The sequence below is a fragment of the Bradyrhizobium sp. USDA 4516 genome (assembly GCF_054055915.1).
In genome coordinates, this window is record NZ_JBSRXT010000001.1 from 8,017,724 (window position 1) to 8,030,649 (window position 12,926).

Genomic DNA, 12,926 nt, shown 5'->3' on the forward strand with positions numbered 1-12,926 from the left:
GAGGATCATAAGCCCGTGAGCCGGTGCCGGGCAGCGAAAAATGCGCATTCGGCCGCGTGCTGGTGAATCGGGGGTTATCGGGGTCCGCGCAGCCGATGTCCGCTCCGATCGCGGGGCGATATCGCAGCAGGGCCCATCAACGGACGCCCCTTGGGCTGTCCGCTATCATCAGCCGCCGCCGTACGGCCGGAACCGGCGATCCGGGCTGCCGTTCACCCGTTCCTCCGTGCGTCCGCCGCTCCTGCTGCAGGTTTTCCGCTCGGTTTCTGCAGCAACCAAATGCGCTCTGCGTTGTTGCAGTCCTAGCCATGCGCAGGGAAAAACAGGCAACCAATCACCAAGACGCGCTCTTTTAGGCCCTCCCAACCGAGAGAGAACTGATGATTGATAGATCTGAAACGCGCGGTACTGTGCGGAAACATCCCGGAATACTGAGAATATCCGCCATCGGCGTCGCCGGATTGCTCTCTGTCCTGATGCTCACCGCGGTGACGCCGCCGATCGTAGCGGATCAATCCGATCGTGCCGTGGTCAACGCCCCCGTTACGCTTTTGACCGCGCCGATCAGCGGCGAAGTCGGCCTGTTGACGGTGCTTCCGGGCCGGGACGTCCGCGATGGCGAAACGCTGGCGCGGATCAGCAATCCAAGGATCGATCGCGGGACGCTGATCGCGTTGCAGGAAAAGGCGTCCGACGCACGGCAGAAGCTCGATGCGACGCGCGCAAAGCACGAATCGGACTTCAACTATGTTTCGTCCCTCGATGGCGAGATTGCTGATCAGACCAGCCAGCTCAAGGGTCAGTTACAGTCGCGGATCGAGGAGCTTCGCGCCCGTGTCGCTCAATCCAACGCCGCGAGCGGTGAAAAGAAGGCCCTGGTCGACCGCCAGACCAATATGGTGACACGCAATGCCGCGAGTAACGACATGCTCCGGCCGACAACTCAGCAATATGCCGCGACCATACATGGTGCGGACGCAGAGGCCGCCAAGCTGAATCAGAAGATGGCACAGCTCAACGCCCTGAGCAGGGGTATCTATGTCGGCGAGGAACTGGTTGCTCTCAACAATCTGGCCCAGAAGCGCAGGGACATCGATCTCGACGCCACGCGGATGAAAATCGAGCAAAAGCAGCAAGCCGCAGTGCTTGCCGATCTCGAGCACCTGATCGACGCCGAAACGCGCAGGCTGGCGACGCTGGCGGATGCCGATGTCGTCGCGCGCGGCCAGGGCAAGGTCTCGAGCGTCGGCGCCGCGATGGGGCGGCATGTCAGCGCCGGTGATACTATCAGCTCCGTCATCGACTGCGACAAGCGCTTTGTCGTCGCCATCTTTTCCTACCGGCAGGGCCAGAGCATGATGCCCGGCACCCGCGTTCGCATCGACGGGAGTTCGTTGCGGTCCGGCGTCGTCACTGCGGTCGTACCGAAGACCAGCGACAAAGCCGATGAGCGCTTTGCCGTTCCGTTCCCGCAAACCGAGCGGCGCGAACTCTACGCCATCATCACGCCGGACCAGGCAGGCGACGGCGGACCGGTGCAGCAAACGGGGACCGCCGACGCGTCCGCCTGTCCGGTCGGCCAATGGGTGACGGTGACGCGCGAGAATGGTGTGGTCCCCTCGATGTCGGTCACTTGGCACCGGCTCGGCCACTACGTTGCGTCGTGGATCGGCGGCGACGCAGGCACCGCCGATACCGCGCAGAAGACGCCGCCGGATGCGGATGCCCGGCGCGCCGGTATCGCTCGTCTGCATGACGCTTTCCATGCCTCGGAGCCGCCGCAGCCGAAGGCCGACGACAACGAACCACCACCCGGAACTCGTGCCCTCGTATCGCAATGAAATCGGCCATCGCGATGATGCTGTGCGCGGCGATCGTGGGCGCGCCGGCGGCAGGCCACACGGCGCAAACCGCAAGCACGTTCTGCGCCGGGCTGAAAAAGGCGGTCGCGCCGCACAGCAGCGCGGCCGACGCGGTCTTCGTCCGCAGCTATGAGCCCGGCGAGGATGAAGCGGCCCTTCCCGCGGGTCTCGCCACGACGGCGTTCGTCTACGACAATGCGCTCGCCGTCATTGCGCTTGTTGCCTGCGGCAACGTGTCGGATGCAAGGCCAATCAGCAACGCGCTCAGCCGCGCCGCAGGCAACGACCGGAGCTTCGATGACGGCCGTGTGCGCAATGCCTATCGTGCCGGCGCGGTGAACCAGCCTATTCCCGATCTACCGGGCTGGTGGGACGGACATGCCAGGGTCTGGGCGGAGGATCCGGCGCAGGACGGCACCTCGACCGGAAACGTCGCCTGGGCTGCCTTGGCACTGCTGACGCTGCATCAGGCAACCCACGATCCTCGATATCTCGCCGACGCGGAGCGCCTGGTCGATTGGATGATCGGCGCAACCGCTTCCGAAAATGGCTTTTACGGCGGCTTTCACGGCTACGATCCGAAGCAGGTCAGGCTCACCTGGATGTCGACCGAGCACAACGCCGACGTTCACGCCGCCGCTCGCTGGCTGTTCCGCCTGACTGGCGAACGGAAATACGACAGCGCGGCAGGACAGGCGCGGCGGCTGCTCGATCGCGCCTTTCGCGGCGATCACTTCCTGCTTGGGACGAAGCCTGACGGCAGCCTCGCGGACGAGGGCCTGCTCGCGCTCGACGCGCAGCTTTGGCCGTGGATGGCGATGCCTGAATCGCCCGCAGCATGGAAGAGCGCGCTCGGCTTCGCAAAAGCGCGGCTCGGGGTCGACGGCGGTTTCGATTTCAACGGCGATCGCGACGGCCTCTGGGTGGAGGGCACCGCGCAGGCGGCCTTGGCCTACCGGATCAGCGGCGACCTACACGAGAGCAATCGACTGCTGGCAGACCTGAAGGCGGACCAGACGTCGTCCGGCCTGCTCAATGCGTCACGGCCGGCGCGGCTGACGACGGGATTATCGATCGATCCGACCAGCGGCGGCGATCCCGACTTTTTCTACTACCGCCGCCCGCATCTCGGCGCGACGGCGTGGGCCGCGCTGGCCGAAACCGGCTGGAATCCGTTCACCGGCAAAAGGATAAGCTAATGTTCCCATCCGCCGCGGATATCGTGTCAGTCCTGACCATCGACGTCGGCATTTTGCTCGGGCTTCTGGTCATGGCTCGGCTGTTGGAGCCGTCGCATGCCAGCCACCGTACGCTGTTCGGGACGACCACGGCGGCCCTTCTCGTCATGTATGCGCTGTGGCGATGGAGCGATACGCTGCCGCCGTTCGAGTTATCGGCGCAAAGTCTTTGGCCGCGGCTCTTCATTGCGTTCGAGTTGCTCGCGATCCTCTACACGCTGATCTCGATCGTCATCCTGTTCCGCAGCACCGACCGCACCGCGCAGGCCGACGCCGCCCAGCAGCTTTTGGCCGCGGACAATCGCGATCCCGCCGTCGACGTCTTCATCTGCACCTATGACGAGCCGTTCGAAATCCTCCAGCGCTCGATCCTGGGCGCGCTGGCGCTCGACTATGCCAATGTGACGGTGTGGGTTCTCGATGACACGCGACGCGACTGGCTGCGGGACTATTGCGAGCGGGTCGGCGCACGCCATCTGACGCGGCCTGACAACAGGGGTGCCAAGGCCGGCAACCTCAACAACGGGTTGGCCGCGGCTGGCCGTGCGACCGCCGCGCCGGTCATTCTGGTGCTCGATGCGGATTTCGCGCCGCGGCGTGACTTCTTGAAACGCACGGTCGGCCTGCTGCTGTCCGATCCGGAGGTTGCGATCGTGCAGACCCCGCAGTTTTACTACAACGCCGATCCGATCCAGCATAATCTCCTGGCTGAGAAGAGCTGGGTCGACGATCAACGCTTCTTCTTCGACGTCTTTCAACCCGCCAAGGATGCGTGGGGCTGTGCGTTCTGCGTCGGCACCTCCTTCGTCGTTCGCCGCGACCGGCTCGACGAGATCGGCGGCTTTCCCGAACAGGCGATCTCGGAGGATATCAACCTCACTTACACCATGCTGGCGCGCGGCTATCGCACGGTCTGGCTGAACGAGCCGCTCAGTTTCGGACTTTCGGCCGAAGGCATCCCGGAATATGTCACTCAGCGCGCTCGCTGGTGCCTTGGCACCATACAGGTTGGCCTGCTGCGCAACGGACCGCTGTTCGGCCGCGGCTTCAGCTTCACCGAGCGCTGGCACTATGTGCACGGCGTGCTGAACTGGCTCTCCAAACCCTTCATGGTGCTGCTATTGATCGCACCGACGATCTATTGGTTCGGCGGGCTGCCCGCGTTCGAAGCCGATTATCATTCCTTCCTGCGCTATGGCATGCCGGCGCTGCTCGGACAGATTATCTACATGAGCTGGATATCGCGCGCGCGGACGCTGCCCTTGTTCATGGAGGCCACCCACGCCGTCACCTGCTTTGCGGTGACCGCAACGCTGCTCAGCGCCATCGTCAAGCCGTTCGGACGTCCCTTCAAGATCACCGACAAGGGAGGTGATCGATCGGCGCCGCGCATCCACTGGAAACTCGCCGCCATTTTCGGATTGATCGCGGCAAGCTCCGCCGCAAGCATCGTGTGGGCGTACGTCTCCCCGTACGGCGCCAGCGAGATTTCCTCGCTCGATTTCTTCAACATGCTGTGGGCGGCGATCGCGATGCTGATCGCCTTCATCGCGTTCCTGGTCTGCTTCGAGCTGCCTCGCTCCGGTCACATGTTCGAGACGGACGAACTGGTCTGGCTCTTCGGCGAAGGAAAAATCCTGTCGTGCCGCCTGCTCGCGATATCACCGGACTCGGTGCGGCTCTCGGGTCGGTCGGGCGAGGCGCTTGAGCTTGCCGGCTGGCGCTACAGAATTCACCTGGAGGAGCTGGGGTGGACCGACATTTCCATGGTCTCGCGATCCCGCCAAACCGTGCTGGCGCGGCTTGAGCCGAGCGCCGAACAGTATCAGCGTCTGGTGGTGTGGCTGTTCAGCGCGTCGCACGGCAACATCGCCGCCGTCGCCAGTCTTCGCGGTGTGCTGGGCGGATTGCTGCGCCGCGGGTTTATCGGCGCGTAGGACCAGCCTGCGCCCAAGCTCATCGCGTTCAGATGCTGCCATGCTTGGGCGCATGGCGGCCGAGCCAGCGGTCGACCCAGTCATTGACGCGGGTCCGGTTCGCCTCCTTCCTGGAAGCCGGACAGGAAAAATGTCGCCGCTGCTCAATTGCCGGTTATCGGGATAGGCCGCCAACTGCAGGTTGGACTCATGCGCGGCGCCGTCCACCGGCGAGATGTAGGCAAACCGGATCTCGATCTTGTGCTTGATGTCGGCGCCGTGCCACTTAGGATGATGGCGCGCCAAGAGCTCGACCAGCTCGCACGGCAACAGATCGGAGGTCGAGCTTCGCGACCCCTCGGTCTTCTCCATGTAGCATTGTTCCTTGACGCTGCTGACGCGCGCATCGATCGGCCGGAAGTTCAACCGCTTGTCGAGCTCGCTATAGACATAGAAGCTCGCGACGGCGACAGCGATCATAGCGTAGAGGCCAAGGCGCATGGTTGTGCTTCCGTCCTGTCGAACCGCGTCGGTCAGATCGAACGCGTCTTGTCCGCCTTGGTCTTGGAGGCGAGGACAGGAAACACGTCCCCGGCGCGCAGCGGCTTGCCGTTGGGGAAGTAGGACATCTGCAGGCTCGACTGGTGCGTGGCCCCGTCGACCGGCGAGACATAAACGACCTTCACCTCGATCTTGTGCTTCACGTCATAGCCCTGCCACTTCGGATGCTCCTTGCGCAGCAGCTCGGCAATCTCGCAGCGGGTCAGATCGGAGGTCGATGTCGTCTTGGTGATGACCCCGCGCTCGACCTTTTCCAGATAGCATTGCTCGCTGACGCCGCTGATGTGGGCATCGACGCGCTGATAATTCGCGCTCTTGTCGTGTCGATCGTAGATCAAGACGCCGGCGACGCCGACGACAACAATTGCAATGGCTGCGAAACGCATGCTGCATGCTCCCGTGTTGCCCGCACTTCATACGGCCACAATTAAGGAGTGTTGAAAGCGCGCTCAGCTACTTTTGCGATGGCAAGCATCGTCTTGCGAAAATGCTTCGGATTTGAGGAAAATCCTGCGCTGGAGCTTCGGTTCTGATTGATCGGAATCGAAGCTCCAGTCTTTGTTCCGACGCGTTTTCTTCAACGCGAACCGGAGTCCACTTCGCTCGAAAACGCTCTACCGCGCCCGGACGATCGGGAAGTCGTAGGCCGGCCGGCCTGCCCCCGGCAGCGAAAAGTGCCACCATTCCTTGGCATAGTTCGCGAACCCCTGCTGGGCCATCGCCGCGACCAGCATGGCGCGCCAGCGTCTCTGCGCCGGCGTGATCGAGCTCGTCGCGGTGTGGGCCTTGACGTCGGAACAGTCGTAGCCGGTGCCCATGTCGACGCTGCCCTCGGGGGCGCGCGCGGCGGCCGGCGCGGTGCAGTCGGCATAGTCCCTGGCCGGATCGAACTTGCGCGAATTGTCGGCGCCAAGATCGACCAGCGTGAGATCGACCGCGGCCCCGGTCGAATGGCCCGAATGGGTGGCGATGTAGCCGAGGCGGAACAGGTCCGTCTTCGAAAAGGCCGGGCTGTAGCGCCGCTCGGCGGCGGTCTCGGTGCCGTTCTTCGACCATGCCACCATGTCGGCGACGGCGCGAGCCGGCCGGTAGCAATCGAACATCTTCAGCGACAGTCTTTGCCGGGCCAGTTCCTGCTGCACGGCCTTGAGCCGAAGCCCGACCTCCCGCTTCACCACGCATTCCGCCGCGCCATAGCCCGCGAGCGGCCGGCCCATGAAATTGTTCGCGCCGGCGTAGCGGATGTCCTGGATGATGGTCGGATCGATGTCGCGAAGGAACGCGAAGTCGCCGGGCAAGTTCTGAGCGAAGGCAGGCGAGATCGCCCCCGGGATCAATGCGATGGCCATCCATGCGATCACGACAATTTTCACGAGGTCTCGCTCCGGCGTCACGGCCGGGTATAGCCCGTCAGGAGGACGGCGTCGCTGCCGCTCCGCCTGTGCCCCGCCATCCACGTCTTGTTCCGGAAACCCCCGCAAAAGCAAGGCGCGGATGTCCCGCGCCGGGCCCCGGCAGGACCGCCGGGAAGGCGGCGACATCTTACTCGGGGAAAACTCCCGCGAGCCCTCTTCGCGCTTGCCCCACCGGCCATCCGCGCCTATAGCTCTCGCTTTAATGACCCCATCATTGAAATCGACTTTTGTCCTCGGTCACCGGCATCTGCTGGGCATCGAGGGCCTTTCCGCTGACGACATCACGGGCCTGCTCGACCTCTCCGAGGAGTATGTCGAGCTCAACCGCCAGGTCGACAAGAAGCGCGCCAGCCTGCGCGGCCGTACCCAGGTCAATCTGTTCTTCGAGGCCTCGACCCGGACCCAATCCTCGTTCGAGATCGCCGGAAAACGCCTGGGCGCCGACGTCATGAACATGTCGGTGTCATCGATGTCGACCCGCAAGGGCGAGACCCTGATGGACACCGCGGTGACACTGAACGCGATGCACCCGGACATTCTCGTGGTACGCCACCACGCCTCCGGCGCGGTCGAGCTTCTGGCGCGCAAGGTTGACGGTTCCGTGATCAACGCCGGCGACGGCAGCCACGAGCACCCGACCCAGGCGCTGCTCGACGCGCTGACGATCCGCCGCAACAAGGGCCGGCTCGAGGGGCTGACGATCGCGATCTGCGGCGACGTGCTGCATTCGCGGGTGGCGCGCTCCAACATCTTCCTGCTCAACACGATGGGCGCACGCGTCCGCGTGGTGGCCCCCTCCACCCTGCTGCCGCCCGGCATCGAGCGGATGGGCGTCGAGGTCGCGCGCGACATGCGCGAGGGGCTGAACGGCGCCGACATCGTGATGATGCTGCGGCTGCAGCGCGAGCGCATGAACGGCTCCTTCGTGCCGTCGTCGGGCGAGTATTTCCACTATTTCGGCCTCGACCAGAAGAAGCTCGGCTATGCCAAGCCGGATGCGCTGGTGATGCATCCCGGCCCGATGAACCGCGGTGTCGAGATCGACACCTTCGTCGCCGACGGCGCGCAGTCGCTGATCCGTGAACAAGTTGAAATGGGTGTGGCAGTGCGCATGGCGGTGCTGGAAGCGCTCGCCCGCAACCTGCCGAACGCGTGAGACCGATGCTGACCGACCGCCGCCCCATCCTGCTCGCCAACGCCCGCGTCATCGATCCGTCGCGCGATTTCGACGGTCCGGGCGATGTCCTGATTGCCGACGGCGTGATCCGTGACGCCAAGCGCGGCATCGGCGCCGCCGGCGTCCCCGAAGGCACCGACATCGTCAATTGCGCCGGCAAGATCGTGGCCCCCGGCCTGATCGACATGCGCGCCTTTGTCGGCGAGCCCGGCGCCAGCCATCGCGAGACTTTCGCCTCCGCCAGCCAGGCCGCCGCGGCCGGCGGCATCACCACCATCATCTGCCAGCCCGACACCTCGCCGGTGATCGACAATTCGGCGACCGTCGACTTCGTGCTGCGCCGGGCCCGCGACACCGCGATCGTCAACATCCATCCGATGGCGGCGCTGACCAAGGGCATGCAGGGCCAGGAGATGACCGAGATCGGCCTGCTCAAGGCCGCCGGCGCCGTCGCCTTCACCGACGGCGACCGCAGCGTCACCAACGCCCAGGTGATGCGGCGCGCGCTGACCTATGCCCGCGATTTCGACGCGCTGATCGTGCATCACACCGAGGATCCGAATCTGGTGGGCGAAGGCGTGATGAACGAGGGCGAATTCGCCACAAGGCTCGGCCTCGCCGGCATTCCCACCGCGGCCGAGTCGATCATGCTCGAACGCGACATGCGGCTCGCAGGCTTGACCGGCGGGCGCTATCACGCAGCCTCGCTGACCTCGATCGAGTCGCTGGAGATCCTCAAGCGCGCCCGCGACGCCGGCCACAATGTCTCGGCCTCGGTCTCGATCAATCACGTGACGCTGAACGAGAACGACATCGGCCCCTACCGCACCTTCCTCAAGCTGGCCCCGCCGCTGCGCACCGAGGAGGACCGCAAGGCGCTGGTCGCGGCGCTGGCCTCCGGGCTGATCGACGTCGTGATGAGCGACCACAATCCGCAGGACGTCGAGGTCAAGCGGCTGCCGTTCGCGGAAGCGGCAAGCGGCGCAGTCGGCCTGCAGACCATGCTGCCGGCGGCGCTGCGGCTGATCCACAATGGCGAGATGGACTTCAAGACGCTGATCCGGGCGATGTCGACACGGCCGGCGGAGCTGCTCGGCCTGCCCGGCGGCACGCTGCGCGCGGGCGCGCCGGCCGACGTCATCGTGATCGACGCCGACACGCCCTGGGTCCTCGACCGCGACGATCTCAAATCACTGTGCAAGAACACGCCGTTCGACGACGCCCGCTTCTCGGGCCGCGTGACGCGGACGATCGTCGGCGGACGGACCGTTTACGAGCACGTCTGAAACTGGGGTGGAACTTAGCGCGACGCGAGTTGCGACATCGCTTCCATCGTTGTGCCAACGACGATGGCCGCGACGTAAACGACAAAGAAAAACTGCTCCAGCCGCCTGCGAACAGAAGCCATGATAAGCTCCCTCATTACCAAGGCCATGGTGCGGATTTATGGTTAATATTTCATTGACGGCACTGCCCCGTTCTGGCCGGACCGCTCCAGGGAACCACTGCGATGTCTGCTGATGGGCTGCTGCCGCTCGCCTTCCTGATCGGCTACCTGCTGGGCTCGATCCCGTTCGGCATGGTGCTGACCAGGATAGCCGGCACGCAGGATCTGCGCACGGTCGGCTCGGGCAATATCGGCGCCACCAATGTGCTGCGCACCGGCCGCAAGGGCCTCGCCGCGGCGACGCTGCTCGGCGACATGTTGAAGGGCACCGTCGCCGTCATCATCGCCGGCACCATCGACGGCCCGAACGCGGCGATGCTGGCGGCGCTGGGGGCTTTCCTCGGCCACCTCTTCCCGGTCTGGCTCAAGTTTCGCGGCGGCAAGGGTGTCGCGACCTATCTCGGCGTGCTGCTCGGCCTGTTCTGGCCGGCGGCGCTGATCTTCGCCGTGATCTGGCTCGGCACCGCCTACACCACGCGCTACTCGTCGCTGTCGGCGCTGATCGCCGCGTTCGTGACGCCGCTGTTCCTGTGGTGGTTCGGCCATAACGCGCTCGCCTCGCTGTTCGCCGTGCTGACGCTGCTGCTGTTCTACATGCACCGCGAGAACATCCAGCGCCTGCAGGCCGGTACCGAGGGCAAGATCGGCGAGCGGAAGTGACGTATGTCATTCCGGGGCATCGCGCAGCGATGAACCTCAGGTGCGCAATTGCGCACCGGGGAATCCAGAGGTTGAGATTCCGGATTCGATGCGGCGCATCGCCCCGGAATGACTAGGCCTACCGCTTCAGCGCGTCCTCGACAAAGCTCGCGGCCGCCAGCGCTTTGGCATCATCGCCAAACCCCGCGATCACGGTGACGCCGACCGGCAATCCGCCCTCGGCGGTCAGTGTCGGCACGTTGACGCAGGGCACGCCCATCAAGGTCCAGAGCCGGTTGTAACGGGGATCGCCGGTCGACGCCAAACCCTCGGGTGCCGCGCCCGGTGCCGACAGCGTCAGCAGCACGTCGACCTCGGTGAGGATCGTGGCCAGCGCCAGCCGTGCGCGCAGCGTGACGTCTATCGCCGCGTCGTATTCGGCCGGCGTGCCACCCCTGCTCTCGTCGAGCCGGCCGCGCAGCAGCGGCGGCATCGCATCGTAGTTCCGGCCGTATTCCCAGGCGAACGACTGATGCGCCTCGAACTCCTGCACCACCGGATGGATCCGCCACGCCTCGGCGATGATCTCGGGCACAGCGAACTCGTGCACGGTCGCTCCGGCCTGCTCCGCCGCACGCGCGGCCTTCTGCAACGCCTCCGCGCCGGAAGGTTCAGGCGAACCGGCGAAGGCCTGCGTCACGACGCCGATGCGCGGCGCGGAAACCTTCGACGGCACCACCAGCTCAGGTCGCCTGGTCATCGCAGCGAGCCCCAGCGCGACATCGCGCACGCCGGCGCCGAACAGCCCCACCGTGTCAAGCGTCCAGGAGAAGCATTTCACGCCGACGGTCGGCAGCAGCCGGTAGCTCGGCTTGATCGCGGCGACGCCGCAGAACGAGGCCGGCCGGATCACCGAGCCGCCGGTCTGCGTGCCGAGCGCGAGCGGGATCATCCCGGCGGCGACCGCGGCGGCCGAGCCCGACGACGATCCGCCCGGCGTGTGCGCGTGATTGTGCGGATTGAGCGTTGCGGTCGGATCGTTCGCCGCGAATGCCGTTGTCGTGGTCTTGCCGATGATGGTGGCGCCGGCCTGCTTCAGCGCCATCACGACCGGAGCGTCGGCGCGCGGCCGATGCCCGCGATAGATCGCGGCGCCCATCTCGGTCGGGAGGTCAGCGGTATCGATGATGTCCTTGATGCCGACTGCAATTCCACGCAGCGGCCCGGCCTGTTGCCCACGCGCCTTCTCGTCGAGGCGGACGAAGGCGCCGATGGTCTTGTCCTGCGCCGCGATGGCGTCCCGCGTCTGCGCAATGGCGACATCGGTGGACAATTCGCCGGAGGCGATGCGGCGTTGGAGATCGGCAAGCGAAATCATCGGCGGATTCCTGTATCTTGACGGTTTTTGGCGGCTTCTTGCCCAGCGCTTTTAGCGCGTCGCGCGCGGCTGCGCCAATGTCGCAGTTGATCACAATCTCAGGTTGGGCGAAGCTGCGCCCCGCATGCATGACCGCTCGCCCAGCCCTCCAAAACTCACCGACACCGAACGGCTCAACCGCCTGCGGCTGATCCGCTCCGACAATGTCGGCCCGCGCACCTTTGCATCGCTGCTCCGCCATTTTGGCGATGCGGCGCACGCGCTGGAGCGCCTGCCTGACCTCGCGCGCCGCGGCGGCGCCTCCGGCCCCGGGCGGATCTGCAGCGAGGCCGACGCCGCCGCCGAGCTCGCGGCCTGCCGCAAATTCGGCATCGATCTCGTCGCGCCGGAGGAAGCGCACTATCCGGCGCGGCTTGCCACCATCGACGACGCGCCGCCGCTGCTTGCCGTGCGCGGCGCGCGCGAGGTCCTGACGCGGCCGATGATCGCGATCGTCGGCTCCCGCAATGCCTCCGGCGCCGGGTTGAAATTTGCAGGCACCCTGGCGCGCAATCTTGGCGATGCCGGCTTTGTCGTGATCTCGGGCCTCGCCCGCGGCATCGATCAGGCAGCGCACCGCGCCACCGTTGCCAGCGGCACGGTCGCCGTGCTCGCCGGCGGCCACGACAGGATCTACCCGCCAGAGCACGAGGATCTGCTGGCCGCCCTGCTCGAGCATGGCGCGGCGATCTCGGAGATGCCGCTCGGCCACGTGCCGCGGGCGCGCGACTTTCCCCGTCGCAATCGTTTGATCTCGGGCGCCTCGCTCGGCGTCGTGATCGTCGAGGCCGCGCATCGCTCGGGCTCGCTGATCACTGCGCGGATGGCGGCCGAACAGGGCCGCGAGGTGTTCGCGGTGCCGGGCTCGCCGATCGATCCGCGCGCCGCCGGCGCCAACGACCTGATCAAGCAAGGCGCCACCTTGGTCACCGAAGCCGCCGACGTCATCAGCGCGGTGACGCCGATCATGGAGCGGCCGGTGATGCTTGGCGCGCGCGAGGACGACGAGCCGCTGGACTTTGCCACTGATAGCGGCGATCGCGCGCGCATCATCGACCTGCTCGGGCCGAGCCCGATCAGCATCGACGATCTGATCCGGATGGCCGACGTGTCGCCGGCCGTTGTCCGCGCCGTGCTGCTCGAGCTCGAGCTCGCCGGCAGGCTCGAACGCCACGGCGATGGGCTGGTGTCGATGATTTGACGAGCTGAATATCTCGCTCGCGCAAACGCCTGTCCGTCATCCTGAGGAGCGCG

The 12,926-nt window shown here is 65.6% G+C and carries 10 protein-coding genes; 7 read left to right on the forward strand and 3 right to left on the reverse strand.

Annotated elements, in window-relative coordinates; genetic code table 11:
* Positions 1-551: 551 nt before the first annotated feature.
* Genes ACVI1L_RS37050 through ACVI1L_RS37060 form a run of 3 tightly spaced genes read left to right on the forward strand, consistent with a single transcriptional unit; the run spans position 552 to position 5,037 of the window.
* Complete coding sequence (locus ACVI1L_RS37050) at positions 552-1,841, forward strand: HlyD family efflux transporter periplasmic adaptor subunit (RefSeq protein ID WP_456785110.1); 1,290 nt, start codon at positions 552-554, stop codon at positions 1,839-1,841.
* Positions 1,838-3,061: a hypothetical protein gene (locus tag ACVI1L_RS37055; RefSeq protein WP_456785111.1), complete on the forward strand. Its 1,224-nt coding sequence runs from the start codon at positions 1,838-1,840 to the stop codon at positions 3,059-3,061. The genes ACVI1L_RS37050 and ACVI1L_RS37055 overlap by 4 nt, the downstream gene beginning before the upstream one ends.
* Positions 3,061-5,037, forward strand: coding sequence for a glycosyltransferase family 2 protein (locus ACVI1L_RS37060; RefSeq protein ID WP_456785112.1), 1,977 nt, complete (start codon positions 3,061-3,063; stop codon positions 5,035-5,037). The genes ACVI1L_RS37055 and ACVI1L_RS37060 overlap by 1 nt, the downstream gene beginning before the upstream one ends.
* 512 nt (positions 5,038-5,549) lie before the next feature.
* Here ACVI1L_RS37060 and ACVI1L_RS37065 read toward each other — a convergent pair.
* Entirely contained in the window at positions 5,550-5,963 is a 414-nt protein-coding gene (locus ACVI1L_RS37065) for a hypothetical protein (protein ID WP_456785113.1), read from the reverse strand.
* Between the two features lie 228 nt (positions 5,964-6,191).
* Positions 6,192-6,926: a M15 family metallopeptidase gene (locus ACVI1L_RS37070; RefSeq protein ID WP_456785656.1), complete on the reverse strand. Its 735-nt coding sequence runs from the start codon at positions 6,924-6,926 to the stop codon at positions 6,192-6,194.
* Positions 6,927-7,194: 268 nt separating this feature from the next.
* Here ACVI1L_RS37070 and ACVI1L_RS37075 point away from each other — a divergent pair, with 268 nt between their 5' ends.
* From ACVI1L_RS37075 to plsY, 3 genes are all read left to right on the forward strand, one after another.
* Positions 7,195-8,148, forward strand: coding sequence for an aspartate carbamoyltransferase catalytic subunit (locus ACVI1L_RS37075; protein WP_026192854.1), 954 nt, complete (start codon positions 7,195-7,197; stop codon positions 8,146-8,148).
* 5 nt (positions 8,149-8,153) lie between these two features.
* A complete protein-coding gene (locus ACVI1L_RS37080) occupies positions 8,154-9,455 on the forward strand; it encodes a dihydroorotase (protein ID WP_141341912.1) in 1,302 nt (433 codons plus the stop codon).
* Between the two features lie 224 nt (positions 9,456-9,679).
* Positions 9,680-10,276: a glycerol-3-phosphate 1-O-acyltransferase PlsY gene (gene plsY, locus ACVI1L_RS37085; protein ID WP_456785114.1), complete on the forward strand. Its 597-nt coding sequence runs from the start codon at positions 9,680-9,682 to the stop codon at positions 10,274-10,276.
* A 118-nt stretch (positions 10,277-10,394) separates the two neighbouring features.
* Here plsY and ACVI1L_RS37090 read toward each other — a convergent pair whose 3' ends face one another.
* The gene (locus ACVI1L_RS37090) at positions 10,395-11,633 is read right to left on the reverse strand and encodes an amidase (protein ID WP_168858163.1); all 1,239 of its coding nucleotides are present in this window, start codon (positions 11,631-11,633) and stop codon (positions 10,395-10,397) included.
* Between the two features lie 124 nt (positions 11,634-11,757).
* Here ACVI1L_RS37090 and dprA point away from each other — a divergent pair, with 124 nt between their 5' ends.
* A complete protein-coding gene (gene dprA / locus ACVI1L_RS37095) occupies positions 11,758-12,873 on the forward strand; it encodes a DNA-processing protein DprA (protein ID WP_456785115.1) in 1,116 nt (371 codons plus the stop codon).
* The last annotated feature ends 53 nt before the right edge of the window (positions 12,874-12,926 follow it).